The organism is Streptomyces sp. NPDC054783 (assembly GCF_053611725.1).
This window is the reverse complement of the sequence record NZ_JBSHAY010000007.1, coordinates 145,088-168,675: the sequence shown is the minus strand read 5'-3', so window position 1 is coordinate 168,675 and position 23,588 is coordinate 145,088. Positions and strand designations below refer to the sequence as shown.

Annotated in this window: 24 protein-coding genes and 2 pseudogenes; 16 read left to right on the top strand and 10 right to left on the bottom strand. The window is 73.3% G+C overall.

What is annotated here, in order from left to right; all coding sequences use genetic code 11:
• Window positions 1-49: 49 nt before the first annotated feature.
• Window positions 50-1,702 (top strand): DNA repair helicase XPB, encoded by a 1,653-nt coding sequence (locus ACWGJ5_RS15545; protein WP_453310239.1) that lies wholly within the window; start codon window positions 50-52, stop codon window positions 1,700-1,702.
• Between the two features lie 107 nt (window positions 1,703-1,809).
• Here ACWGJ5_RS15545 and ACWGJ5_RS15540 read toward each other — a convergent pair.
• Together ACWGJ5_RS15540 and ACWGJ5_RS15535 are read right to left on the bottom strand one after the other, a co-directional pair.
• Window positions 1,810-2,109, bottom strand: a pseudogene (locus ACWGJ5_RS15540) (glycosyltransferase 87 family protein); the annotation flags it as partial.
• A gap of 129 nt (window positions 2,110-2,238) precedes the next feature.
• On the bottom strand, window positions 2,239-2,421 hold the full coding sequence (locus ACWGJ5_RS15535; RefSeq protein WP_453310238.1) for a hypothetical protein: 183 nt from the start codon (window positions 2,419-2,421) through the stop codon (window positions 2,239-2,241).
• Between the two features lie 438 nt (window positions 2,422-2,859).
• On the opposite strand from ACWGJ5_RS15535, the gene ACWGJ5_RS15530 reads away from it, so the two are divergent.
• The 7 genes from ACWGJ5_RS15530 to ACWGJ5_RS15500 all read left to right on the top strand — a co-directional run bounded on the left by ACWGJ5_RS15530 (window position 2,860) and on the right by ACWGJ5_RS15500 (window position 10,362).
• The gene (locus ACWGJ5_RS15530; RefSeq protein WP_228624525.1) at window positions 2,860-2,970 is read left to right on the top strand and encodes a keywimysin-related RiPP; all 111 of its coding nucleotides are present in this window, start codon (window positions 2,860-2,862) and stop codon (window positions 2,968-2,970) included.
• Between the two features lie 34 nt (window positions 2,971-3,004).
• A complete protein-coding gene (locus ACWGJ5_RS15525; protein ID WP_453310237.1) occupies window positions 3,005-4,849 on the top strand; it encodes a lasso peptide isopeptide bond-forming cyclase in 1,845 nt (614 codons plus the stop codon).
• Window positions 4,850-4,882: 33 nt separating this feature from the next.
• The gene (locus tag ACWGJ5_RS15520; protein WP_453310236.1) at window positions 4,883-5,137 is read left to right on the top strand and encodes a lasso peptide biosynthesis PqqD family chaperone; all 255 of its coding nucleotides are present in this window, start codon (window positions 4,883-4,885) and stop codon (window positions 5,135-5,137) included.
• Window positions 5,134-5,559 carry a lasso peptide biosynthesis B2 protein gene (locus tag ACWGJ5_RS15515; protein WP_453310235.1) on the top strand — a complete coding sequence of 142 codons (426 nt, stop codon included), beginning with the start codon at window positions 5,134-5,136 and terminating at the stop codon, window positions 5,557-5,559. The genes ACWGJ5_RS15520 and ACWGJ5_RS15515 overlap by 4 nt, the downstream gene beginning before the upstream one ends.
• Complete coding sequence (locus ACWGJ5_RS15510) at window positions 5,556-7,397, top strand: ABC transporter ATP-binding protein (protein WP_453310234.1); 1,842 nt, start codon at window positions 5,556-5,558, stop codon at window positions 7,395-7,397. The genes ACWGJ5_RS15515 and ACWGJ5_RS15510 overlap by 4 nt, the downstream gene beginning before the upstream one ends.
• A gap of 113 nt (window positions 7,398-7,510) precedes the next feature.
• Window positions 7,511-9,574 (top strand): HelD family protein, encoded by a 2,064-nt coding sequence (locus tag ACWGJ5_RS15505; protein ID WP_453310233.1) that lies wholly within the window; start codon window positions 7,511-7,513, stop codon window positions 9,572-9,574.
• 56 nt (window positions 9,575-9,630) lie between these two features.
• Window positions 9,631-10,362 (top strand): hypothetical protein, encoded by a 732-nt coding sequence (locus ACWGJ5_RS15500; protein ID WP_453310232.1) that lies wholly within the window; start codon window positions 9,631-9,633, stop codon window positions 10,360-10,362.
• A gap of 21 nt (window positions 10,363-10,383) precedes the next feature.
• Here ACWGJ5_RS15500 and ACWGJ5_RS15495 read toward each other — a convergent pair whose 3' ends face one another.
• Both ACWGJ5_RS15495 and ACWGJ5_RS15490 read right to left on the bottom strand, forming a co-directional pair.
• Entirely contained in the window at window positions 10,384-11,076 is a 693-nt protein-coding gene (locus ACWGJ5_RS15495) for a copper homeostasis protein CutC (RefSeq protein WP_453310231.1), read from the bottom strand.
• A gap of 72 nt (window positions 11,077-11,148) precedes the next feature.
• Window positions 11,149-11,762: pseudogene (locus ACWGJ5_RS15490) on the bottom strand (maleylpyruvate isomerase family mycothiol-dependent enzyme).
• Between ACWGJ5_RS15490 and ACWGJ5_RS15485 the strand changes: the two are divergent.
• The gene (locus tag ACWGJ5_RS15485; RefSeq protein ID WP_453310230.1) at window positions 11,761-12,405 is read left to right on the top strand and encodes an HD domain-containing protein; all 645 of its coding nucleotides are present in this window, start codon (window positions 11,761-11,763) and stop codon (window positions 12,403-12,405) included. The pseudogene ACWGJ5_RS15490 and the gene ACWGJ5_RS15485 overlap by 2 nt on opposite strands.
• A gap of 27 nt (window positions 12,406-12,432) precedes the next feature.
• A complete protein-coding gene (locus ACWGJ5_RS15480; protein ID WP_453310229.1) occupies window positions 12,433-13,536 on the top strand; it encodes a GNAT family N-acetyltransferase in 1,104 nt (367 codons plus the stop codon).
• Here ACWGJ5_RS15480 and ACWGJ5_RS15475 read toward each other — a convergent pair.
• Entirely contained in the window at window positions 13,518-13,799 is a 282-nt protein-coding gene (locus tag ACWGJ5_RS15475; RefSeq protein ID WP_453310228.1) for a DUF4031 domain-containing protein, read from the bottom strand. The genes ACWGJ5_RS15480 and ACWGJ5_RS15475 overlap by 19 nt on opposite strands.
• Entirely contained in the window at window positions 13,796-14,179 is a 384-nt protein-coding gene (locus tag ACWGJ5_RS15470) for a hypothetical protein (protein WP_453310227.1), read from the bottom strand. The genes ACWGJ5_RS15475 and ACWGJ5_RS15470 overlap by 4 nt, the downstream gene beginning before the upstream one ends.
• Before the next feature lie 56 nt (window positions 14,180-14,235).
• Between ACWGJ5_RS15470 and ACWGJ5_RS15465 the strand changes: the two genes are divergently transcribed.
• From ACWGJ5_RS15465 to ACWGJ5_RS15455, 3 genes are all read left to right on the top strand, one after another.
• Window positions 14,236-15,141, top strand: a complete 906-nt coding sequence (locus ACWGJ5_RS15465) for a MurR/RpiR family transcriptional regulator (protein ID WP_453310226.1) — start codon at window positions 14,236-14,238, stop codon at window positions 15,139-15,141.
• Between the two features lie 74 nt (window positions 15,142-15,215).
• Window positions 15,216-16,139 (top strand): N-acetylmuramic acid 6-phosphate etherase, encoded by a 924-nt coding sequence (gene murQ / locus ACWGJ5_RS15460; RefSeq protein ID WP_453310225.1) that lies wholly within the window; start codon window positions 15,216-15,218, stop codon window positions 16,137-16,139.
• 324 nt (window positions 16,140-16,463) lie between these two features.
• On the top strand, window positions 16,464-16,727 hold the full coding sequence (locus ACWGJ5_RS15455; protein ID WP_453310224.1) for a hypothetical protein: 264 nt from the start codon (window positions 16,464-16,466) through the stop codon (window positions 16,725-16,727).
• A 17-nt stretch (window positions 16,728-16,744) separates the two neighbouring features.
• On the opposite strand, the gene ACWGJ5_RS15450 is transcribed toward ACWGJ5_RS15455, so the two are convergent.
• Window positions 16,745-17,416, bottom strand: coding sequence for a class I SAM-dependent methyltransferase (locus ACWGJ5_RS15450; protein WP_453310223.1), 672 nt, complete (start codon window positions 17,414-17,416; stop codon window positions 16,745-16,747).
• A 150-nt stretch (window positions 17,417-17,566) separates the two neighbouring features.
• Between ACWGJ5_RS15450 and ACWGJ5_RS15445 the strand changes: the two genes are divergently transcribed.
• On the top strand, window positions 17,567-18,139 hold the full coding sequence (locus ACWGJ5_RS15445) for a hypothetical protein (RefSeq protein WP_453310222.1): 573 nt from the start codon (window positions 17,567-17,569) through the stop codon (window positions 18,137-18,139).
• 19 nt (window positions 18,140-18,158) lie between these two features.
• Here the strand turns inward: ACWGJ5_RS15445 and ACWGJ5_RS15440 are convergent, their stop codons facing one another.
• From ACWGJ5_RS15440 to ACWGJ5_RS15430, 3 genes are all read right to left on the bottom strand, one after another.
• Window positions 18,159-19,283 (bottom strand): NADH:flavin oxidoreductase, encoded by a 1,125-nt coding sequence (locus ACWGJ5_RS15440; RefSeq protein ID WP_453310221.1) that lies wholly within the window; start codon window positions 19,281-19,283, stop codon window positions 18,159-18,161.
• A gap of 139 nt (window positions 19,284-19,422) precedes the next feature.
• Window positions 19,423-21,132 carry a transglycosylase domain-containing protein gene (locus tag ACWGJ5_RS15435; protein ID WP_453310220.1) on the bottom strand — a complete coding sequence of 570 codons (1,710 nt, stop codon included), beginning with the start codon at window positions 21,130-21,132 and terminating at the stop codon, window positions 19,423-19,425.
• Window positions 21,129-22,193 carry a sigma factor-like helix-turn-helix DNA-binding protein gene (locus ACWGJ5_RS15430; RefSeq protein ID WP_453310219.1) on the bottom strand — a complete coding sequence of 355 codons (1,065 nt, stop codon included), beginning with the start codon at window positions 22,191-22,193 and terminating at the stop codon, window positions 21,129-21,131. Before ACWGJ5_RS15430 ends, ACWGJ5_RS15435 begins: the two co-directional genes overlap by 4 nt.
• A 178-nt stretch (window positions 22,194-22,371) precedes the next feature.
• Between ACWGJ5_RS15430 and ACWGJ5_RS15425 the strand changes: the two genes are divergently transcribed.
• Both ACWGJ5_RS15425 and ACWGJ5_RS15420 read left to right on the top strand, forming a co-directional pair.
• On the top strand, window positions 22,372-22,887 hold the full coding sequence (locus ACWGJ5_RS15425) for a SigE family RNA polymerase sigma factor (RefSeq protein WP_453310218.1): 516 nt from the start codon (window positions 22,372-22,374) through the stop codon (window positions 22,885-22,887).
• Complete coding sequence (locus tag ACWGJ5_RS15420) at window positions 22,877-23,518, top strand: hypothetical protein (RefSeq protein WP_453310217.1); 642 nt, start codon at window positions 22,877-22,879, stop codon at window positions 23,516-23,518. Before ACWGJ5_RS15425 ends, ACWGJ5_RS15420 begins: the two co-directional genes overlap by 11 nt.
• Window positions 23,519-23,588: the final 70 nt, after the last annotated feature.

The following is a 23,588-nucleotide window of genomic DNA, read 5'->3' as shown; positions in this document are numbered from 1 at the left end:
GCACACTGGATGTTTGGCCACGTCCAGCCGTTCAGAAAGGCAGCCGCTCGTGAACGGACCGCTGATCGTCCAGTCCGACAAGACCCTGCTCCTGGAAGTCGACCACGAGCGGGCCGACGACTGCCGGCGTGCCATCGCGCCGTTCGCCGAGCTGGAGCGGGCGCCCGAGCACATCCACACCTACCGGGTCACCCCGCTCGGGCTGTGGAACGCGCGCGCCGCCGGGCACGATGCCGAGCAGGTCGTGGACGCCCTGGTGCAGTACAGCCGGTATCCGGTGCCGCACGCACTGCTCGTGGACATCGCCGAGACGATGGACCGGTACGGGCGGCTCACGCTGAGCAAGCACCCCGCGCACGGACTCGTGCTGACCACCACCGACCGGCCGGTGCTGGAGGAGGTGCTGAAGTCCAAGCGGATCACCCCCCTCGTCGGGGCGCGGATCGACCCGGACAGCGTCGTCGTGCACCCCTCCGAGCGCGGGCAGATCAAGCAGATGCTGCTGAAGCTGGGCTGGCCGGCCGAGGACCTCGCCGGGTACGTCGACGGTGAGGCGCACCCGATCGAGCTGCTGGAGGACGGCTGGGCCCTCAGGCCGTACCAGAAGCAGGCCGTGGAGAACTTCTGGCACGGCGGCAGCGGTGTCGTCGTGCTGCCGTGCGGTGCCGGTAAGACACTGGTGGGCGCCGGATCCATGGCCCAGGCCAAGTCCACGACGCTCATCCTGGTCACCAACACCGTCTCGGCCCGGCAGTGGAAGCACGAGCTGGTGAAGCGGACCTCGCTGACCGAGGACGAGATCGGCGAGTACAGCGGCACGAAGAAGGAGATCCGCCCGGTCACCATCGCCACCTACCAGGTGCTGACCACCAAGCGGAAGGGGATCTACCCCCACCTCGAACTCTTCGACTCCCGGGACTGGGGCCTGATCGTCTACGACGAGGTGCACCTGCTGCCCGCTCCCGTCTTCAAGTTCACGGCGGATCTCCAGGCCCGGCGCCGGCTCGGCCTGACGGCCACCCTCGTCCGCGAGGACGGCCGCGAGTCGGACGTGTTCTCCCTCATCGGGCCGAAGCGGTTCGACGCGCCGTGGAAGGAGATCGAGGCGCAGGGCTACATCGCGCCGGCCGACTGCGTCGAGGTCCGGGTGAACCTGACGGACACCGAGCGGCTGGCGTACGCCACCGCCGAGACGGAGGAGAAGTACCGCTTCTGCGCGACGACGGACACCAAGCGGAAGGTGACGGAGGCGATCGTCCGCCGTTTCGCCGGGCAGCAGATCCTCGTCATCGGCCAGTACATCGACCAACTCGACGAACTGGGCGAGCACTTGAACGCCCCGGTCATCAAGGGCGAGACCTCCAACGCCCAGCGCGAGAAGCTCTTCGACGCCTTCAGGGAGGGCGAGATCAGCGTGCTGGTGGTGTCGAAGGTCGCGAACTTCTCCATCGACCTGCCGGAGGCGACGGTCGCCGTCCAGGTGTCCGGCACCTTCGGCTCCCGCCAGGAGGAGGCCCAGCGCCTCGGCCGCGTCCTGCGCCCCAAGGCCGACGGCCACCAGGCCCACTTCTACTCGGTCGTCGCCCGCGACACCATCGACCAGGACTTCGCCGCCCACCGCCAGCGCTTCCTGGCCGAACAGGGCTACGCCTACCGGATCGTGGACGCCGACGAGATCCTGGCGGAGGACAGCACCGGCTGAGCCGCCCGGAGCGCCGCCGCCGCGACCAGCGCCGGCCCCAGCAGCGGGTACGGCGATGCCAGGGGCTGTTGCCACCAGGGCAGGTGGAGGTCGCGGGCGCCCTCGTGCGGGACGAGCCAGAGGGTGCGGGCCGTGAACGCCGTGGCCGTGCCGAGCAGGGCCCGGGAGGCCGTTGTTCCCGCGAGGCGGGCCGAGAGGGCGATCAGAGCGGCGAGCAGGAGCGCGTTGCCCGCGAGGAAGGCCGCCTTCAGGGCCGGGAGGGGGAGCCAGGCCGCCGGGACGAACAGGATCGCGGCGAAGGGCGGGTAGGTCGCGGGGAGGCGCCACCGGGTGACGGTGAAGCCGTACAGATCGGTGCCGTGGGCCACGGCCGCGCCCTCGGCGCGCTAGACGAGCAGGTCGGCCATGGGTGCGTGCTGCAGGACGCACAACGCGGCGAAGGCGGCGAGGGAGAGGGCGAGGAGGGACAGGGCCAGGAGAAGGGCTGCCGTCCGTTTCCGCACCGTCTGTTGTGGCACGGACGCGACCCTATGCGGTCACTTGCGGCGTATGCCCGCTTCCTCGCCGTACTCGCCGAGGATCACGACGCCGATCGCCGCCTCCGCGAACACCTTGACGGCGCGCAGGGCGTTGCCGAGCCAGTGGTGATGCGGGCCGTCCACGGCTGTGGCGCCGGCCGGCGGTCGTACAGGGCCTGGAGAGATGGTTGCTGCGCTCATGCCTTCATAGTCGCTCTCACCCGGCGTGACCGGCATCAATCTCCAGAGCCAATCTCCTCCGTCTTCGCCTACCTCTCAGGGCGGAGCGCTCCCCCTACGCCGGGCGGCCTCGCCCCCTAAGGGTCCTCATCCGGATTCGCGGCACCGGCCGGAGCGCGCCCTCGCAATCCCTTCCCGCGCCCGTTCCGGCCCGGGCCCTGCCGCCGCGCCACGGTCCAGGTGAAAACGTTCCTCCGGCACACGCCACCGGCACCTGCGGAGCGCGGGCCCCTGCCACGCAGACGCCCGTTCAGCGCTCGAACACACCATCATCGGACGGAATCTGCAGACAATCCGACTGTTCTCCCCCATCTTGTCGGGCCGCCCCTCTGCCCGGCTATCTGGTGGCAGGCCGCCCTCGGGGGGCGGAGCGACAACCCTCAAAGGAGAGAACACGTCATGAAGAAGGCCTACGAGGCACCGACCCTCGTCCGACTCGGTTCCTTCCGCAAGGAGACCGGGCTGCTGCAGCGGCACGGCAACGACCGGCTCATCCTGAGCAAGAACTGAACGGCGGACGAGCGACGGCCTGTGCCTCGACGTCATGACTGATCTGCACGCAAGTGCGGGGACGGGCCACGGCGACGCGCACTTCGCGGTCTTCGCCGACCGCGCGGACGCGGCCGCCGTGGCCCGCTCCTTCGCCCGCCCCGGCACCCGCAGCCTCGATCACGCCTCGGGCCGGCCCTGGCTCGTGGGCCACTGGCACGACCAGGAGATCGTCAGCGCCCGTGTCGGCCCCGCCGCCCTCGCCCTCGTCGGCTGCGTCCCCGTCGACGCCACGGAACTGCGGCGGGTCGCCCGCTCCCTGCGCGACCTCGCCGCGCTGGACGCCTGGGCCCGCTCGCTGCCCGGCAGCTGCCACCTCGTCGCCGCCCTCGACGGGCGGATCCGGGTGCAGGGGACGGCCTCCGGTCTCCGGCTGGTCTTCCACGCACCGGTCGCCGGCACCCGGGTGGCCGCGACCCGGGCGGACGTCCTGGCCGCCGCGCTCGGCGTCGAACCGGCGCCGGAACGCCTGGCCGTACGGCTGCTCTGGCCCGTTCCGCACCCCCTGCTCGACGAACCGCTGTGGCCCGGCGTCACCGCCGTCGCCCCGCACGAGGCGCTCATCCTCGCGCCCGACGGCCAAGGCGCACGCCACACCCGCTGGTGGACACCCCCGGAACCGGTCGTCCCGCTGCGCACCGGCGCCCCCCGGGTCCGCGAGGCCCTCGCCGAGGCCGTCCACGCCCGCACCCGGCACGGCGGCACGGTCAGCTGCGACCTGTCCGGCGGCCTCGACTCCACCTCCGTCTGCTTCCTCGCCGACCGCTCACCGGCCCGCGTCGTGGCCTCCACCTGGCCCGGACGCGACCCCGCCGACACCGACCTGCACTGGGCGAAGCGGGCCGCCGCCGCCCTGCCGGACGTCGAGCACGTCATCTGGGACGCCGAGGCCTCACCCCTCGTCTACACCGGACTCCTCGACATCGACGACGTACTGGACGAGCCCACCATCGGTGTCATGGACCGCGCGCGTGTCCTGCACCACCTGCCGGCCATGGCCGAACGGGGCAGCCGGGTGCATCTGACGGGCATCGGCGGCGACCACGTGGCCTGGTGCTCCGAGGCGTACTACCACCGGCTCGCCCGGCGCCGCCCGCTGTTCGCGCTGCGGCAGCTGCGCGGCTTCAAGGCGCTGTGGCAGTGGCCGCTCGGCCCCATGCTCGCCACCCTGGCCGACTCCCGCCCCTACGGCACCTGGCTGGCGGACGCGGGGCACCGGCTGCGCGACCCGCTGGCCCCGACGGTCGCCACCAGTCTCGGCTGGGGCATGAGCCCGCGCCTGTTCGAGTGGGTGACACCGGAGGCCGAGCACCTGGCCCGTACGGCACTGCGCACGGCCGCCCGGACCCGGCCCCTGCACCCCGACCGGGGACTCCACGCCGACCTGGAACAGATCCGCAACTGCACCCGCATCATCCGGCAGTGGGACCACATGGCGGCCCGCTGCGGGCTGCCCATGGCCTCGCCGTTCCTCGACGACCGGGTCATCGAGGCCGCCCTCGCCGTGCGTCCCGACGAACGCGTCTCGCCCTGGCGGTACAAGCCGCTGCTGACCGCGGCCATGCGCGGCATCGTGCCCGAGGAGTGCCTGCGCCGGACCGACAAGGCCACCGCCGCGAGGGACGCGGCCGACGGGCTGCGCGAGCACCGCGGCGACCTGAAGGCGCTGTGGGAGGACTCGCGGCTGGAACGGCTGGGCCTGGTGGACGGCGACGTGCTGCGCCGGCTGGCGGAGCGCCCCGCCACCCGGCACCTGCGGGAGGCCGTCCTGTACTCGACCATCTCGGTCGAGGTGTGGCTGCGCGCGCTCGGCCGTACGCGGCACGACGTACCGAAGTGACCCGACCGACGAAACCGACGAAGGAGAGCCGTCATGGCATTGCGGTTCGGTGCCGAGATCTGCACCGCGAAGACCGACTACGGCACCGTCCTCCTCGACCAGCGCTCCGGCGAGTACTGGGAGCTGAACCCCACCGCGACCCTGGTGGTCGACACGCTCATGGCGGGCGGTGACGAGGCGGCCGCGACGGCGGCGGTCACGGAGGCGTTCGACGTCGACCCCGGCCGCGCACGGGCCGACGTCGACGCCCTGGTGGAGCAGCTGCGCGCCGGCGGGCTGGCCGAATGAGCACGCCCAGTGCCCTGGAGCGGCCGTACGGGGTTCCCCTCGGCCGCCGCCTCGCCGCCCGCACGGTCCTCCTGCCGGCCGTCGTCCTCTCCCTGCTGCCACCCCGTCACATCCGCACGGCCCTCGGCCTGCTGCGCCGCGGCGCCGCCCCCGCCAGCGCGGCCCAGGCCCTGCGCGCCCGCGACGCCGTGTGCGCGGTGAGCCTGCGCTGCGCCGGACCGAAGGGCTGCCTGCCCCGCTCCCTCGGGGCCGCCCTCCTGTGCCGTCTCGGCGGCACCTGGCCGACCTGGTGCACGGGCGTCCGCGTCGTACCGCCGTTCACCGCGCACGCCTGGATCGAGGCGGAGGGCCTGCCGGTCGGCGAGGGCGCGCCCGACGGCTACTTCGCCCGTCTGATGGCCGTCGGGCCGGTACGGCGATGACGGCCGGTGAGCAGGAGGCCCACGGCGAGGACGACACCGACCGGTCCACGCGGGCCGCGATCCTCGCCGTGTGCCGGCTCACCGCCCGCCACCGCGGTGCGATCGCCCTGGCGACCACGCTGACCCTGGCGGCGTCCGCGCTGGGGCTCGCCCAGCCGCTGCTGGCCAAACGGATGGTGGACGCCAGCAGCGGGCAGCAGCCCCTCTGGCCGCCGCTGTTGCTGCTCACCGCCCTGTTCGCCGCCGAGGCCGGCACCGGCGCCGCCGGCCGGTTCCTGCTGGAGCGGACCGGCGAAGGCGTCGTACGACAACTGCGCCACACCCTGGTGGGGCGGTTGCTGCGACTGGAGATGCGGGAGTACGACCGGCAGCGCGGCGGCGACCTGATCGCGCGGGTGACCGCCGACACCACCCTGCTGCGCGAGGTGGTCGCCCAGGCGCTGGTCGACCTGGTCACCGGGGCGGTGGTCTCCGTCGGCGCGCTGGCCCTGATGGCCTGGCTCGACCCGCTGCTGCTGGTGCTCGTCACGGCGACCGTGGCGACCGCGGCGGCCGTGGTCGCCCTGCTGCTCCGGGGCATCCGCACCGCTTCGGAGCGCCTGCAGTCGTCCGTCGGCGCCGTCGCCGCCGACCTCGAACGCGCCCTGGGCGCGCTCGCCATGGTCCGTGTGTACCGCGCCGAACAGCGTGAGGCGGCGCGCATCGGCGCCCGCGTCGACGAGGCCTGCGCCGCCGGAGTGCGCGCCGCGAAGTACGCCGCGGTCATGAGCTCGGCCGTCGAACTCGCCGTCCAGGGCTCCTTCCTGCTGGTCCTCGTCGTCGGAGGCCTGCGTGCCCACGGCCACGGTCACTCCCTGGGCGACCTGGTCGCTTTCCTGCTGTACGCCTCCTACCTCGTCGTCCCGCTGTCCTCGGTGTTCCGCGCGGCCGGCCTGATCCAGCGGGGCATGGGCGCCCACCTGCGCATCGAGCAGGCCCTGAAGCTGCCCGTCGAGCCCACCGGCCCCGGGGCGCCGCCCGCCCCGCAGCCACCCGCGCACGGACCGGCCCTCGAACCACCGGCCCTCGGACCACCGGCCCTCGAACTGGAGGACGTCCACTTCGGCTACCGGCCGGGGCGGCCGGTGCTGCGCGGGGTCTCCTTCACCGTGCCGCAGCGCCGGCAGGTCGCCCTGGTCGGACTGTCCGGGGCGGGCAAGAGCACCGTGTTCGCGCTGATCGCCCGGTTCTACGAACCCGACACGGGCCGGCTCCGCTTCCACGGGCGCCCCGCCGCGGAGCTCTCCCGCGACGCCGGCCGGGCCGGGCTCGCGATCGTGGACCAGAGCAGCCATGTCGTGCGCGGCACGCTCCACGACAACATCGTCTACGGCCGCCCGGACGCCACGGAGGACGAGGTGCGCCGGGCCCTGAGGCTGGCCCGCCTCGAGGAGGTGGCCGAGCGGCTGCCCGGCGGCCTGCACGGCACCGTCGGGGAACACGGCGCCACGCTGTCGGGCGGCGAGCGCCAGCGCGTCGCCCTGGCCCGTGCCCTGCTCACCCGCCCGGCGCTGCTGCTCCTGGACGAACCCACCTCCCACCTCGACGCCCTCAACGAGGCCGCGCTCACCGCGGCCCTGAAGGACGCCACCGAGGAGTGCGCGGTCCTCGTCATCGCGCACCGGCTCTCCACCGTCCAGCACGCGGACCGGATCGTCGTCCTGGAGCAGGGCCGGGTCACCGCGTGCGGTCGTCATGAGGAGCTGCTCACCGCCAGTTCGGTGTACCGGCGGCTGGCGGCGGCGCAGACGGTCCGGCCGGCGCCTGCGTCCGCGAATAATTCGTTGGCCCGTCCCTGAGTGGCTCCCTTAGAATCTCCGCTCTTGCCCGCCTCCCTCTCGCGGAGAGCCGCCGCCCGGACGGAAACCGGACGGCCCCCTGTCATGCCAAGAGCAGATCCGGAGGCACCCCCTTGTCCGCGCCCGCCCACGAACCGCTCGACGAACGCCACGCCGACCCCCTCGCCCGAGAGTGCTCCCACCTCGCCTCCTCCCGCGCCGCGCTGCGCGCCATGCGCGAGGACGTGGAGTCGCTGGACATCCGGGACGTCACCGCGAACTGGGTCAACGCCGAAGTGCTGTCCCGCCAGATCGACGAGCGGATCAAGGCACTGGCCGACCTCAGCGACACCCCGCTGTTCTTCGGCCGGCTGGACTATCTGCACGCACCCGGCGCGGACCGGGCCGAAGGAGCGGAGGGCGAGCAGTTCTACATCGGGCGGCGGCATGTCCACGACGCCGACGGCGACCCCATGGTCATCGACTGGCGCGCCCCGGTCTCGCAGCCGTTCTACCGGGCGTCCAAGAAGAACCCGATGGACGTCGGGCTGCGCCGCCGCTTCGGCTACACCGGCGGCGACCTGACCGCGTACGAGGACGAGCACCTCTGCGACCCGGCCGAGGCGGCCGCCACCAGCAAGCTGCTCCAGCAGGAGATCGAGCGGCCGCGCGTCGGCCCCATGCGGGACATCGTCGCCACCATCCAGCCCGAGCAGGACGAGATCGTCCGCTCCGGTCTGTCCGGCACGGTCTGCGTCCAGGGCGGCCCCGGCACCGGAAAGACCGCCGTCGGCCTGCACCGGGTCGCCTACCTCCTCTACGCCCACCGGGAACGGCTCGCCCGCACCGGCACCCTGGTCATCGGGCCGAACCGGTCCTTCCTGCACTACATCGAACAGGTCCTCCCCGCGCTGGGCGAGTTGACGGTGCAGCAGGCAACCGTGGACGACCTGGTCGCGCATGTGGAGGTGCGCGGCACCGACGACGCGGCCGCCGCCGTGATCAAGGGCGACGCCCGGATGGCCGAGGTGCTGCGCCGGGCCCTGTACTCCCACGTGACCATGCCGACGGAGGCGGTCGTGGTGGTGCGCGGCTCCCGTCGCTGGCGGCTCCCGTCGTACGAACTGGAGGAACTCGCCCGGGAGTTGCTGGAGCGGGACATCCGTTACGGCGCCGCCCGCGAGGCCCTGCCACAGCGGATCGCGCACGCGGTGCTGGTCCAGATGGAGCGCTCGGGCGAGGCGCCGGACGACCGGGTGCAGGACGCGGTCGCCCGCAACGGCGCGGTGAAGGCGGCCGTGAAGGAGATCTGGCCGGCCGTGGACCCGGCGAAACTCGTCCTGCGCCTGCTGACGGACGCGGACTTCCTCGCCGAGCACGCCGCCGAGGTCCTGGACGAGGACGAGCAGAAGACGATCCTGTGGGCCAAGCCGGTGCGCAGTGTGAAGTCGGCCAGGTGGTCGGCGGCGGACGCGGTACTGATCGACGAGGCGGCCGATCTGATCCAGCGCACGCACTCGCTGGGCCACGTCGTCCTGGACGAGGCCCAGGACCTGTCCCCCATGCAGTACCGGGCCGTCGGCCGCCGCTGCACCACGGGCAGCGCGACGGTGCTGGGCGACCTGGCGCAGGGTACGACTCCCTGGGCGACCCGCGGCTGGGACGAGGCGCTGGCCCATCTCGGCAAGCGGGACGGGGTCGTCGAGGAGCTGACGGCCGGTTTCCGCGTCCCCACCGACGTCATCACCTACGCCTCCCGCCTCCTCCCGCACATCGCCCCCGGCCTCACCCCGGTGGCCTCCGTCCGTGAGAACCCCGGCTTCTTCGAGGTCCGTGCGATCGCCGAGACGTCCGAAGTCGTCGCTGCCTGCGAGGAGTTGCTGCGCAATGAGGGCTCGACCGGCCTGATCGCCGCCGACGCCCGCATCCCGGCGCTGGCCGAGGCCCTGACGGCGGCGGGGATCACCTGCCTGGCCCCCGGCGAGGAAACCACCCAGGAGACCCGCCTCACCCTCGTCCCGGCGTCCCTCGCCAAGGGTCTGGAGTACGACTACGTGGTCCTGGACGAGCCGCAGTCGGTGGTGGACGGCGAGCCGGACGAGCGCACGGGGCTGCGGCGGCTGTACGTGGCGCTCACGCGCGCGGTGTCCGGACTGATCGTGACCCACGCGGCACCGGTACCGGCTCAGTTGGCCTGAGGGCACGCGGCTAGGGTGTCGTGCCGTCCCGGCATGTCCCCATGGAAAGGCTTCCGTTGAGCACACCGCCGTCCCCGCACCCCGGCTACCCGCAGACTCCAGGGCCGTACGCGCAGCAGCCGGGTCCGTACCAGCAGGCGCCCGGGCCGTACCAGCAGGCGCCCGGGCCGTACCAGCAGGCGCCCGGGCCGTACCAGCAGGCGCCCGGGGCATACCAGCAGCAGGCACCTGGACCGTACGCACAGGCGCCCGGGGCGTACCAGCAGCAGGCACCCGGTCCGTATCAGCAGGCTCCGGCGCCGTACCCGCCCCAGCCGGCGCCCGCCGACTACAACCAGGCCGCTCCGTACCAGCAGGCCCCCGGCGCCCACCCGTCCGCCGCCCCCTCGCCCTCGGGCCCCGGGTGCGACGTGTGCGGAGCCGCGCCCGCCGCGCGGGTGACGATCCGCGGCCACCAGGGCATGCTGATCGTGATGCGGAACCTGTGGCGGAAGGGCACCTTCTGCCAGACCTGCGCGCTCGCCGTCTTCCGGAAGATGCAGTCGGACACGATGGTGCAGGGCTGGTGGGGTCCGATGTCGGTGATCATCACGCCCATCACGCTGCTGATCAACCTCTTCGCCCTGTCCAGGATCCGGAAGCTCCCCGCGCCGACGGCCGCCTTCGGCCCCGGCCTGGACCCGGGCCTCCCGGTCCTCCGGCGCCCGGCCGGAATGATCGGCCTGGTCCCGCTCACCGGCTTCTGCCTGGTGTTCCTCTTCGTCCTCGTCGTGCTCGCGACCGCGTGACGACGCTGGACGGGGGCCGTCCTACTCCCCGTCCAGCACCCTGCGCCACTCCCGCACGGCTCCCGCGGAAACCGGCCCCTCCCACCCGGAGGGCCGGGCCGCCCCGCCGATGTGGAAGTCGTCGATGCCGGCGGCCCGCAGCCGCGGCACGTGGTCCAGCCGCAGGCCGCCGCCGACCAGGAGGGTCTGGCCGTACCCGGGCTCTCCCCGCCGGCCCGCCTCGGCCTCCAGCGCCGGCAGTCCCGCGTCCACCCCGTCGGCGGCGCCCGCGGTGAGGTAGGTGTCGAGGCCCGGCAGGTCGGCGAGCTGCTTGCGCAGGGCGTCGCGGTCGGCGGCGTGGTCGATCGCCCGGTGGAACGTCCACGCGCAGCCGTCCAGCATGCCGGCCACCCGCTCGACGGCGGCGAGGTCGACCCCGCCGTCCACGCCGAGGAAGCCGAGGACGAACTGGTCGGCGCCGGCCCCGCGCAGGTCGCCGGCCACCCGGACCAGATGGTCCACGTCTCCGGCCGCGAACCCGTCCGCGAGGCGGAGCATCACGCGCAGGTCGATGTCGACGGCGGCCCGGATCCCGGCGACGGTGGCGGGCGCCGGGCTGAGCCCGTCGGCCGCCATGTCGGTGACCAGCTCCAGGCGGTCCGCGCCTCCGGCCTGGGCGGCGACCGCGTCCTCGACGTCGAGCGCGATCACCTCCAGGACTGCACGCTTGCTCATGGCACCCCATTCGTCCGACGGTCGCTACAGGTCTAGTCCAATTCCAAGACTACGCCTGTGCGGGGGCGCCCTTCACCCGAAGATGTCGAGTTCCCCCTCCCGCGCGCCGGCCGGCTCGTATCCGTCCCCGTTCACCGGCCGCCCCGCGTCCAGCCGTACGAGGGTGGCCGCGCCGCCGATGCAGCGCGCGGGAGGGCCCGCCGCCACCGCCGCGCCGAGCCGCAGCGGCTGGTCCACGTCGTCGAGGTCGGCGTGCAGGGGCAGGTGCACCTTCTCCCGGGTGATCCGGACGAGCAGCGTCAGCGCGTCCGGCAGCCCGGCCCCCGCGTACGCCCCCGGCGCGCCGAAGACCTCGCGCACGTCACCGGCGTGCACCCTCCCCCACTGCCCTGAAGGCGTGGGGGGACCACCACACCCAGCGCGATCATGTCGAGCACTCCGCCCGCCTTCGCGATCACCGGCCCCGCCTCGGTCATCCCGCGCTCCGGCTCGTCCACGACCCGCGCGTTCGGCCACGCGGCCCGCTCGGCGACGTCCCGGTCGTTGGACTCGGGCGAGAACACGCCCTTCTCGAACCGGTTCTCCACCACCCGCATCAACGCGGCCGAGCAGTGTGCCGGCACATCCCGCACCGACCACCCCGGACACGCGGCGGTCGGCAGCGCCCGGCGGGAGAATGACGGCATGGCCGACCTCGACGCCCTGCGCCTCCGTTTCGCCCGTACGCTGGAAACAGCCCGAGCCCCGGGCGGCGGACCCGACCCCGCGCCGTACGCCGACAACCTGCTCGCCCGCTGGCAGGAGCCGCAGCGCCGCTACCACACGGTGGCCCACCTCACCGCGGTCCTCGACCACATCGACGTCCTGGAGAAGTACGCCGCCGACCCGGACGTCGTACGCCTGGCGGCCTGGTTCCACGACGCCGTCTACCTGCCGGAGCGGTCCGAGAACGAGGAGCGCTCGGCCCGCCTCGCCGAACGCGCGCTCCCCGAGGCCGGGGTCTCTCAGGAGAAGACCGCCGAGGTGGCCCGGCTGGTCCGGCTCACCTTCACGCACGACCCCGCCGCCGACGACCGCGACGGCCAGGTGCTGTGCGACGCCGACCTCGCGATCCTGGCCGCGCCCCCGTCGGCGTACGCCGTCTACACCGCCGAGGTGCGCGAGGAGTACCACTTCGTGCCGAACGACGCCTTCCGGGAGGGCCGTTCGGCCGTCCTGTGCCAACTCCTCGCCCTGCCCCGCCTGTTCCGCACTCCCCACGGGCAGGAGCACTGGGAGTCAACCGCCCGCTACAACCTCGCCTCCGAGCTGGAAATCCTGTCGCCCTGAGGGACGCGGCCCCCTAGGGTTCGCCCCATGCGACCGATAAACGGGGACGATGTGACCGAGGCCGTGGCGGGCTGCGCGGCGGCACTGCGCGCGGCGGTGGACCGGGACTGGCGGGCGGTCCGGGCCAAAGGGCTGGAGTGGGACTGCCACGCCACCGCCGTCCATGTCGCCGACGACCTGATCGCCTACGCCGCCAACCTGGCCGGACGCGCACAGGACGCCTATGTCCCCTTCGAGCTCACCCTCGACGAGGGCACGGACAACGCGGGCCTGCTGCACGTCATCGAGACGACCGGCGCCTTGCTCGCCGCCGCCGTCCGCACCGCCGAGCCCGGTGTCCGCGGCTTCCACCCCTACCCCTTCGGCAGCGCCGACGCCGAGGGCTTCGCCGCGATGGGCATCGCCGAAGTGCTGCTGCACACACGGGACATGGCCGAGGGGCTCGGGATCGCCTACGAGCCGCCGGCCGAGCTGGTCCAGTCCCTCCTGGCCTGCCTCTTCCCGCACGTCCAACCCGGCCCCGCTCCCTGGCCGACCCTGCTGTGGGCCACCGGCCGCGGCGAGCTGCCCGGCCGCGCCCCCGTCGCCGAGTGGCGCTGGCGGAACAACCTCGTCATCCCGGCCGAGCGCCTCACCCTCACCGGCCTCCGCCCGGCCGCCGCCCGCGATCTGCGCCTGGGCGGCGACGGCGGCCTCACCTGGCTCGGCGGCGAGCCGTACGAGGGCACCCGCGAGGCCTCCGGCTCCCTGGTCAAGGCGTACGAAGCGGGCGTGCACCGGCCGGAGTTCGGGATCTTCGCGCTCGTCCGGCACGAGGACGGCCGCGCGGTCGGCGGCATGGGCTTCCACGGCGCCCCGAACGAGCACGGCTGGGTGGAGGTCGGCTACGACGTCGTCGAAGGCGCCCGGGGCCAGGGGTACGCCACCGAGGCGCTGCGCACGCTGACGGACTGGGCGCTGGGCCGCGACGACGTCGAGATGGTGTTCGCGACCATCGAGCACGCCAACACCCCCTCCCAGCGCGTGGCGTCCCGGGCCGGCTTCACCCGGGCGACCGTGGAGGAGGAGCGCATCGCCCACGACGAGCACGGCCTGGACGACGGGCTCCTGCTCTACATCCGCCGGACCTGAGCCGCTTCTCCCTTGCGCCGGCGCAGGCCCGAGGCGTGCAGCAGCCGCACCACTTCGCGGCTGCTGACCTCCACCGCCCCGGCGGCCACCGCGTCCGCGTACCGGTGCGACGGCAGGTCGTAGTGGTCGCGCTCGAAGGCGCGCCTCGGTACGCCCAGCCGCTCGGCGAACGCGTGGAGTTCGTCGTAGGACACATCGCTGACCATGTGCGACCACATGCGGCCGTGTCCGGGCCAGGCGGGCGGATCGATGTACAGCGTCACGACGAGGTCATTCCGCCCGTGGCCGAGCTCAGCGAGCCCACCGCCGCGACCTTCACGCCCACCTTGTGGCACACCCAGTGCGGGTCGGGGCCCAGTTCGGGCTCCACGTCCAGCGCGTGCGGGTCGCCGGAGCCGCACACCGGGCACAGCGGCCAGCGGCCGTACCGGTCCAGCAGCGCGTCCTGCACGTCCTGTGCGATCAGCCCGGCGATGTAGGACGCGCCCTCCGGCCACTGCTCGACCCACCAGCGCCGCTCCACCACGGAGTCCTCGACCAGCGAGACCACGTCCGCCTCCGCGACCTCGCCCGCGACCAGATCGGCGAGCACGAGGGCTCGGGCGGCATGCAGGGCCTGCTCAAGGGGACTGATGAGATCCATGGAACCCATTGTGCGCACTCTTGACCCCGGCGCCGAACCGAAAATATCTTTCACATGTGACCCAGGACGTGAAGGAAATTTTCGGCGGTCCGGGTGGTTCCCTCGCCGCCAAGGTGCGCACCCTCGCCCCCTCCATGACCCGCTCCATGCAGCGCGTCGCGGAGGCCGTCGCGAGCGACCCGGCCGGCTGCGCCGCCCTCACGGTCACCGGCCTCGCCGAGCTCACCGGCACCAGCGAGGCCACGGTCGTCCGCACCGCCCGCCTGCTCGGCTATCCGGGTTACCGGGACCTGCGTCTGGCCCTCGCGGGCCTCGCCGCGCAGCAGCAGTCGGGCCGGGCGCCGGCGATCACGACCGACATCGCGGTGGACGACCCCATCGCCGACGTCGTCACCAAGCTGGCCTACGAGGAGCAGCAGACCCTCGCCGACACGGCCGCCGGACTCGACACGGTCCAGCTCGGCGCCGCGGTGAACGCCCTGGCCGGCGCCCGCCGCACCGACGTCTACGGCATCGGGGCGTCCGGGCTCGTCGCCCAGGACCTCACCCAGAAACTCCTGCGCATAGGCCTCATAGCGCACGCCCACAGCGATCCGCACCTCGCCGTGACCAACGCGGTGCAGCTCCGTTCGGGTGACGTGGCGATCGCCATCACCCACTCCGGCTCGACGGGGGACGTCATCGAGCCGCTGCGGGTCGCCTTCGAGCGCGGGGCCACGACCGTGGCCATCACCGGCCGGCCGGACTCGCCGGTCACCCAGTACGCCGACCACGTGCTGACCACGTCCACCTCACGGGAGAGCGAGCTGCGACCGGCCGCGATGTCCTCGCGGACGAGCCAACTGCTCGTGGTGGACTGCCTGTTCGTGGGAGTGGCCCAGCGTACGTACGAGACGGCGGCACCCGCGCTGGCCGCGTCGTACGAGGCGCTGGCGCACCGGCATCGCACCAGCCCCAGGTGACCGACCCCAGGTCACCAGTCCCGGGTGGGCAACAGCACGCACAACGGCACCCAGACCTGAGAGAGCCACCCCCCATGACCTCGCATGACCTGCGTCAGCAGTTGGCTTCCCTGACCACCGAAGCCTTCCGCCCCGAGCTCGCCGACATCGACCGTCTGTCCACCCTCGACATCGCCCGCCTGATGAACGGTGAGGACGCGGGCGTGCCCGCGGGCGTGGCGGCGCAGCTGCCCCGGATCGCCACTGCCGTCGACGCCGTCGCCGAACGCATGGCGCGCGGCGGGCGGCTGATCTACGCCGGTGCCGGCACCGCCGGCCGGCTCGGCGTACTGGACGCCTCCGAGTGCCCGCCCACCTTCAACACCGACCCCGCCCAGGTCGTCGGCCTGATCGCGGGCGGCCCCGGGGCGATGGTGACCTCCGTCGAGGGCGCCGAGGACTCCGCGGAGCTGGCCCACCGCGACCTGGACGCCCTCAAACTCACCCCCGAGGACACCGTCGTCGGCATCTCCGCCTCCGGCCGCACCCCGTACGCGATCGGCGCCGTCGAACACGCCCGCGCCCTGGGCGCGCTGACCATCGGTCTGGCCTGCAACGAGCACAGCGCGCTCGCGGCCGCCGCCGAGCACGGCATCGAGGTCGTCGTGGGCCCGGAGCTGATCACCGGCTCCACGCGCCTGAAGGCCGGCACGGCACAGAAGCTGGTCCTCAACATGCTGTCGACCATCACGATGATCCGGCTCGGCAAGACGTACGGGAACCTGATGGTCGACGTCCGCGCCTCCAACGACAAGCTCCGCGCCCGCTCCCGCCGGATCGTCTCCCTGGCCACGGGCGCCTCCGACGAGGAGATCGAGAGGGCCCTCACCGAGTCCGGCGGCGAGGTGAAGAACGCGATCCTCGCCCTCCTCGCCGACGTCGACGGCCCGACGGCCGCCCGCCTTCTGGAGGAGTCCGGCGGCCATCTGCGTGCCGCGCTGGCGCACGCGGCCCGCTGACCCGCACGCCCGGGCGTGCGCAACGACCCCGCCTCCACCGCGACCGCCCTCCTCGACCGGGTCGGCGGCCGGCCAACGTCACCTCCGCGGCCCACTGCATGACCCGCCTCCGGCCGGCCCTCGCCGACCCGGCGGCGGTGGACGCGGCTCGCGACCCGGCGCAGGGCGGTCCCGGTTGGCTGCCGTCCCTGACCCCGGCCCTGTCCTGTGTCGCCTCCGCCCTCCTGGCCCTGATCGCGGTGTTCGTCGGCCACAACACGGCGAAGGAGTTCGGCGGCACTACGCCTTCGGCTTCCCCCGCCGCCCCCGGGTGGGCGCACCCGCGTGACGTACCGTGCGGCCGGTCGTTCCCCGGGCATGATGACGAAGTTCCTGGTCACCGCCGTCCTCACGGCCTCCGCCGCCGCCCTGGCCGCCCCCGCCCACGCCGACGTCCGCGGGTCCGATCCAGACGCGCGGGCGTGTGTCGAGAACCTCGCCCTGCTCCCCGCGTTCAGCCCCGTCTCACCGCTGACCCTGGCCGCAGGCGCCCTCACCGCCGCCCCCGCCTGCGGGGCACAGAGCGCCCTCGACCACATCACGGGCTGACGACCGGGCGCCGGCGCTCAGTGGCCTGACGGATCGCCAGGGGCGCGCCAGAGGAGGGTGTACCGCCAGAAGAGCCGCCGCCGAAGGCGGGCGCCGGGCAGCAGGCGGCGCGCCTCCCGGGCGATTCCGGCGAAGGACTGCTCGGGTTCACGGGTCGGCGCGGTCATCGAGACGGGCCGGTGGGTGGTGGGCCGCCCGCGGTTCTTCACCCACCCGGTCAGCAGGTTGAGCGGTATGGCGACCAGCCCGAGCGCGTGATCGACGGGGCTCGCGGCCCGGGCACAGCCGACGACCACCAGGGTGCCACCGGGCGCGAGCTCCCGCCGGAGCCGGGTGAGGGTCTCGGCGAGGGGGAGGTGGTGGAGCACGGCGACACAGGTGACGACGTCGTACGGACCCGGTGGAAGTCCGTCCGGGGCGGAGGCGAGGGTGTAGGTGACGGGGGTGGCGGCGTCGGTCAGCTCCCGGGCCCGCCGAAGGATCTCCGGGTCCGCGTCGACCCCCAGCACCCGCTCGCCCCGCCCGGCCAGCAACCGGGCCAGATCCCCGCTGCCGCACCCCACGTCCAGGGCCCTGCCGAACCGGCGGGGCAACTGCCGCAGCAGCCACCGGTGATAGCGGGCGTTGTGGTCCCAGGGGTGGGCGGCGTTGAAGCGGTGGAGAACGTCGATCAGGCGTCTCGGCAGCACGGTGCACACCCTACGGCGCTCCCGGCTCCCCCGGTTCACGGCCAAGGACCCCCGTTACCCTTGAGGATCCCCACTGCAGCCGCCCGACCCCGCCCAGGTCGTCGGCGTCCAACTGGACACCGAGGAACTCAAGGACTACGCAGGCCGACCATGAACCACGCCCAGCTCGCCGCCCTCGGAAGGGCACTCCGGCTCCTCGGGGAGCACGGGGAAGCCCTGACCGCCGACACCCCGGACGCCCGGCTGCACGAGATCAAGGCGGATCTGCGCCGGGCACTCGACCTCGTGGACGAGAGCACCGGGAACAGCGCGCCCAGCACCCGCTGCCCCGAGCATCCCCAGGGGCCCGTGGACGAGAGCGCGCCCGATCTGTGCCTGCTCTGCGAGACCCGGCGCCGGGCGGCCCGCCGCTCGGAGTTCCAGGGCCGGCCGGCCGCCGCCGAGCCCGTGGCCACCGCGCCCTCCCGGTACGGGGTGCGCGGCGACCGGCCCCAGCCCCAGCAGCGCTGGCTGCCTGAGGCCTGGAACGGGCAGGAGTGGCAGCTGTGCGGGACACCGCGGCGGGACCGGCGGGAGGCCGAGGCGTATCTCGCCGCCCAGCGGCGCGGGTCCCGGCCCGCCATGGCCTACCGGCTCGTGCACGAGTTCACCGACTACGAGGTGCTGCGGGTGTGGGGCACCCCCGTGCGCGTCGACATCGAGCCGATGAACGGCCCTCTGTAGCCACACCCGCGGGGCGGGTTCAGCTGAGCGTCTTCAGGGACGCGGCGTCGTACGGCTTCAGCTCGTCGAAGCGGTCGGCGAGCACCTTGGCCGCCCACTCCGGGTCCTGGAGCAGCGCGCGGCCCACGGCGACCATGTCGAACTCGTCGGCCTCCAGGCGGTCGAGGAGGTTGTCGATGCCCTTGACCTCGGAGCCCTGGCCCTGGAAGGCGCCCAGGAACTCGCCGTCGAGGCCGACCGAGCCGACGGTGATGACCTGCTTGCCGGTGAGCTTCTTGGTCCAGCCGGCCAGGTTCAGGTCCGAGCCGTCGAACTCCGGCAGCCAGTAGCGGCGGGTGGAGGCGTGGAAGACGTCGACGCCGGCCGCGGCGAGCGGGGTGAGGATCGCCTCCAGCTCCTCGGGGGTCTCGGCGAGCCGGGCGGTGTAGTCCTGCTGCTTCCACTGCGAGTAGCGGAAGATGATCGGGAACTCGGCCGAGACCGCCTCACGGACCGCGGCGACGATCTCCGCGGCGAACTGGGCGCGGGCCACCGGGTCGCCGCCGTAGGCGTCGGTACGGCGGTTGGTGCCCTCCCACAGGAACTGGTCGACGAGGTAGCCGTGGGCGCCGTGGATCTCCACGCCGTCGAGGCCGATGCGCTCGGCATCCGCGGCAGCCTTGGCGAACGCGGCGACGACGTCGTCCAGGTCAGCCTGCGTCATCGCCTTGCCGGTGGGCTCGGCGTCCGCGGCGACCAGGCCGGAGGGGCCCATCGCGGGGGCGTCCGGGAAGGGGGCGTCGCCGTCCTTGCGGACCATGCCGATGTGCCACAGCTGCGGGACGATCGTGCCGCCCGCCGCGTGCACGTCCTCGGCGACCTTCGCCCAGCCCGCCAGCTGCTCCTCGCCGTGGAACCGCGGCACGCGCCCGCTGTTGCCGGCCGACTCGTGACCCACGTACGTGCCCTCGGTGACGATCAGACCGACCCCGGCGGCGGCCCGGCGGGCGTAGTACGAGCGCACGTCCTCGCCGGGGACGCCGCCCGGGGAGAACATGCGGGTCATCGGCGCCATCACGATCCGGTTGGGAACGGTGAGACCGTTGAGCGCGATCGGGCGGGACAGGATCTGGGCCGCGCGGGAGGCGGGCGTCGTGGCGGTCACGTGGGGGCTCCTCGTGGGTGGCGGGGTTAACCGGTCGGTATGTGAGCACGCATTGTTGCAGCTTCTTAAGTAATCACCTATGCGCTGCCCCACATTCCGCCGCACGGAAATCCTTTACGTGGCGCCGCTCACACGCCGATCACCTCAGGCGACCCCAGAGCTGAGTCGCCGTCTGCTCCGTGAACCCCGTCGGTGAGGGATCCGTCGGCAGCTGCGCAGGCACCGTCGTGTCCTTCCTCTTGCCCGGCTTGTCGGCGAAGAGGGTGACGGTCAGGGTGAGCCGGGCGTCGTAGGTGACGGTCCACACCGTGCGACGGGTGATGCCGCCGCCCGCTCCCGCCGTGAACAGGCTCGCCGGAGGACCGGAGACCGGGGTGGCCTGGGCGCCGGCCCGGACCGGCGTGGCCGCCGCGCGGGCCGCCTGCTCGGGCAGGACCCGGTGGCGGTCGGGATGCGCGGAGTAGACGGTGCGGCCGTCGCGGGTGATGCGGGCGACGGTGTACGGCGCGGCGTACATGCCGCCGGCCGCGACCGCCGCGTAGGCCGACGTGAGCTTCAGCGGAGTGGGCGCGGACGTCTTCGGGAACCCCGTCAGCGGCGCCCCGAACGGCATCCTCTCCAGCGGCGTCATCACCGTACCCGCCTCCACCGCCCCGCTCACCGCGTCGTTGAAGGGTTGCCGGGCGTAGTCCGACCCCCCGTACAGCACCCGCACCGCACCGTCGCCGGGCTCCATGCCCACGACGGCGGTGTGCAGCCGTACCCCCTTGCCGGCCTTCTGCCCCTTGACCAGTTCCGCCGTGGAGACCTGCAAGGGGAGGTCGAAGGTGGTGCGCACGGTGTAGCCGCCGCGCGCCAGCTGGTCCTCGCTGATGCCGAGCCGGTCGGCGGCCTCTTTCGCCGCGACGTCGATCAGGTACTGCCGCTGCCCGTCGGTCGCCCCCGGCGGATAGAACCGGAACGCCGGGAAGCGGGCCTCGGAGCGCTGTTTCGCCGTGATGTTCCCGCTCGCCGCCATCGCGTCCAGCACCCACTGCCAGCGTTTCTGGAGCGTCGCCGTGACCTTCGGGTCCGAGCCGGCCTTCTCGTAGTAGGAGGGGAGGTTGATGACGGCGGCCAGGGCCGCGCCCTGGGAGACCGTGAGGTTCTTGGTGTCGACGTCGAAGTAGTTGCGCGCAGCCGACTGGATGCCCGCGGCGCCCCGGCCGAAGTACACGGTGTTGAGGTAGCCCTCCAGGATCTCGTCCTTGGAGCGCGTGCGGTCCAGCTTGACCGCGATCAGCGCCTCGCGCGCCTTGCGTGACAGGGTCTGCTCGGGGCTGAGCAGCGCGTTCTTGACGTACTGCTGGGTGATGGTGGAACCGCCCTGCCGTTCGCCGCCGGTCAGCGCCGCCGCGACGGCACGGACGAGGGCCTTCGGGGAGACGCCGGAGTCGGTCCGGAAGGAACGGTTCTCTGCGGCGATCACCGCGTCCTGCACATACCGCGGGACCTGCGACAGCGGCACTTCCTGACGGTCGACCGGGCCGCGGCGGCCCAGGTAGGCGCCCTTCTCGTCGAGGAAGACGGTGCTCTGGACGACCGTGTCCGGGTGCGGCTCGGGAATGACGGTGAGCTTGTACGCGACGACGACCGCCCCGCACAGCAGGGCGAGCAGGAGCAGGAAGGCGACCAGCAGCCGACGTGCGATACGGCCCCGGTTGCGGCGCAGCCGGACGCGGAGCGGGACGCGCCGCGAACTCGTGTGTGCGCGCGCCTTCTTGGACGCCTTCCGCGGTTCCTCCTCGGGCCTCTTGCTGGGCTCCTCCTCGGGCCTCTCCCTGGGCTCCTCCTTGAGCTCCGGGGTCATGCCGACCACCCCCCGCTCCGCAGCCGTGCCACGACGGCGCCCGCGGCGTCGTACACCCTGACGCCCTCACCGCCCTCGGTCTTCTCCATGCCCTCGACGATGAGCGTCTTGGTGTCCTGTGCGGACAGCGACGTGGTCGCGTACCAGACCCCCCAGCCGGGGCTGCCCGCCAGGGTGAGCACCCTGGCGGCGACCTGACGGTGACCGGTGCTCAGCTCGACGCGCCCCGGGTCCCCGGTGACGCCGTAGTACAGGCCGGACAGGAAGTACCTGCTCCCAACCGGCTCCGCCTGCAGCGACACCCCCGGCTGGTGGCGCGAGTAGGCGTCCAACCCGCGGAACCGGTCGGCCTGTTGCGGCGTCGACCAGTGGCTGCCGTCCGCGGTCAGCCACATCTCCACGCCGGGCGCCGCCCGCACCCGCTCCCCGGGCGCCACGATCCGTACGGAGCCCACCGCCCGGCCGGCCGCCGTACCGGACGACTCACCGTGGCCGCTCCCGGCGACCCGGCCGACGGCGAGGGAGCCCCCGGCCACCAGCACCACCGCGCAGGCACCGGCGGCCACCGCGGCGCGGCGCCGCCGCCACGCCCGCCCCCGTACGGTCGCCGCGTCCAGCGGAAGCGGGCCGGGAACCACGTCAGCGGCCACGGCGGCGTAGGCCTCGCGCAGCCGCTGTTCGTCACCCCCGGCCGCCTTCGTCCCACGCCTGGCGACGTGGCGCACCGCACCCTTGGAGATGCCGAGCAGCTGACCGATCTGCGCGTCCGGCAGCCCCTCGCCGTACCGCAGCACCAGCACGGCCCGCTGCCGGGCGGCACGGCGCACGAGCGGCCACGGCCGCCGCAGCCAGCTCCGCACGAGGTGACGCCGTACGTGGAAGTCGACGTCGTTGCGCGGAACGCGGCGCCAGCGCGCGTACACCCGTATCAGCGTCCTCCGCGCCAGTTCGTCCGCCTCGGGCAGGTCCTCGGTGAGCAACCGCGCGGTGACGAGGAGCCGGGGCCAGCAGGCGCGCGCGCAGGCGGCGAAGTCGTCATGGATCCGGGCACCCGTCCGCATCGTCTTCTCCTTGGGTCACGTGTGTTTCGATGTACGCCGCGCACGCGGCCCACGGGACCTGTACGCACGGGCGGGGCAGGCGGGTTGCACGGGAAACGCAAGACGCAGGAAGACGCAGAAAGACACAGAGAGACCCAGTAGGACTCAGCAAGACAGCGGCAAGACTCCGGCGGAGGGCATGACCGAGGACGAGTTCGACGCTTTCTACGCGGCGGCCTTCCCCCGCCTGACCGGGCAGCTCTATGCCTTCACCGGAGACCACGGCGAGGCCCAGGACGTGGTGCAGGAGGCGTTCGTACGCGCCTGGGACCGGCGGAAGTCCTTCCTGGCCGACAGCGCCCCCGAGGCCTGGATCCGCACGGTCGCCGTACGGCTGGCAGTCAGCCGCTGGCGGCGCGCCAGGCGCCGGCTGGAACTGATGCGACGGCACGCGCCGCCCGAGTCGACTCCCGGTCCCGGTCCCGAACACGCCGCGCTGGTGGCCGCGTTGCGCCAATTGCCCCAGGCGCAGCGGTTGGCGATCGTCCTGCACCATCTGTGCGACTTGAGTGTCGAGCAGGTAGCCTCCGAGACCGGCGCACCCGTGGGCACGGTCAAGGCCCGGCTGTCCCGGGGCCGGGCGGCACTGGCGAAGCAGCTGGGCACGGACGAGGCCGATGAGCCGGCACGGAAGGAGGGCGGCCGTGTCGGATGACCTCGTCCCGGACGACCTGACCACCGCCCTCCGCGAGTTGGCGACGGCGAACGAGACGCCGCCGGCCCTCGGCGCTCCCGGGATCCGCCGCCGCGCCGTCCGCCGGGGCCGCCGCCGTCGCACGGCCCTCATCCTCGGCGCGGGCGCCGCGACCCTCGCCCTGGCGGCCTTCGCACTGACGCTGGACCCGGGCGACGACACTCCGGCCCACCGCCAGGCCCCGGCGGCCACCGCTCCCCGGCTCCCGGCGTCCCCCACCCCCACCCCTCGCGCGACCCCGGTCACCGGCATGGTGGACTTCGAGAAGCGGGCCCTGACCGTCGACGGCCGGGTCATGCCCATCGCATCGGGCTACCCGACCCGCCCCTCCGCCGACCTGCTGACCGTCGCCGCGAAACTCGACCTCACCCGGGACACGGCCGACGAACTCCCCAAGTCCGCCTGCAAGGTGGCCGAACCGTACGTGGTCGAGCTGCGCGGCACCGACAGGTCCAGCCTCTACGTCGGCTCACTCGCCTGCGCCCCCCGAACCGGCGCCTGGATCGATCTCGACACGAAGAACGCCGTATGGCTCTACAACAGGCTGAAGCCGGGCGACACGCTGTCGGTGGCGGTCACGCCGAGTTCCTAGCCTCGGTAAACGCCCGAGGGCGGCACCCCCAGCCAGAAGCTGGGAGTGCCGCCCTCGGTCCGAAGGACAG

Coding starts and splice junctions, on each gene's coding strand:
- ACWGJ5_RS15535 (WP_453310238.1), bottom strand. CDS start 2,421: ATGAGCGCAGCAACCATCTCTCCAGGCCCTGTACGACCGCCGGCCGGC.
- ACWGJ5_RS15530 (WP_228624525.1), top strand. CDS start 2,860: ATGAAGAAGGCCTACGAGGCACCGACCCTCGTCCGACTCGGTTCCTTC.
- ACWGJ5_RS15525 (WP_453310237.1), top strand. CDS start 3,005: ATGACTGATCTGCACGCAAGTGCGGGGACGGGCCACGGCGACGCGCAC.
- ACWGJ5_RS15520 (WP_453310236.1), top strand. CDS start 4,883: ATGGCATTGCGGTTCGGTGCCGAGATCTGCACCGCGAAGACCGACTAC.
- ACWGJ5_RS15515 (WP_453310235.1), top strand. CDS start 5,134: ATGAGCACGCCCAGTGCCCTGGAGCGGCCGTACGGGGTTCCCCTCGGC.
- ACWGJ5_RS15510 (WP_453310234.1), top strand. CDS start 5,556: ATGACGGCCGGTGAGCAGGAGGCCCACGGCGAGGACGACACCGACCGG.
- ACWGJ5_RS15495 (WP_453310231.1), bottom strand. CDS start 11,076: ATGAGCAAGCGTGCAGTCCTGGAGGTGATCGCGCTCGACGTCGAGGAC.
- ACWGJ5_RS15485 (WP_453310230.1), top strand. CDS start 11,761: ATGGCCGACCTCGACGCCCTGCGCCTCCGTTTCGCCCGTACGCTGGAA.
- ACWGJ5_RS15480 (WP_453310229.1), top strand. CDS start 12,433: ATGCGACCGATAAACGGGGACGATGTGACCGAGGCCGTGGCGGGCTGC.
- ACWGJ5_RS15470 (WP_453310227.1), bottom strand. CDS start 14,179: ATGGATCTCATCAGTCCCCTTGAGCAGGCCCTGCATGCCGCCCGAGCC.
- murQ (WP_453310225.1), top strand. CDS start 15,216: ATGACCTCGCATGACCTGCGTCAGCAGTTGGCTTCCCTGACCACCGAA.
- ACWGJ5_RS15445 (WP_453310222.1), top strand. CDS start 17,567: ATGAACCACGCCCAGCTCGCCGCCCTCGGAAGGGCACTCCGGCTCCTC.
- ACWGJ5_RS15435 (WP_453310220.1), bottom strand. CDS start 21,132: ATGACCCCGGAGCTCAAGGAGGAGCCCAGGGAGAGGCCCGAGGAGGAG.
- ACWGJ5_RS15430 (WP_453310219.1), bottom strand. CDS start 22,193: ATGCGGACGGGTGCCCGGATCCATGACGACTTCGCCGCCTGCGCGCGC.
- ACWGJ5_RS15425 (WP_453310218.1), top strand. CDS start 22,372: ATGACCGAGGACGAGTTCGACGCTTTCTACGCGGCGGCCTTCCCCCGC.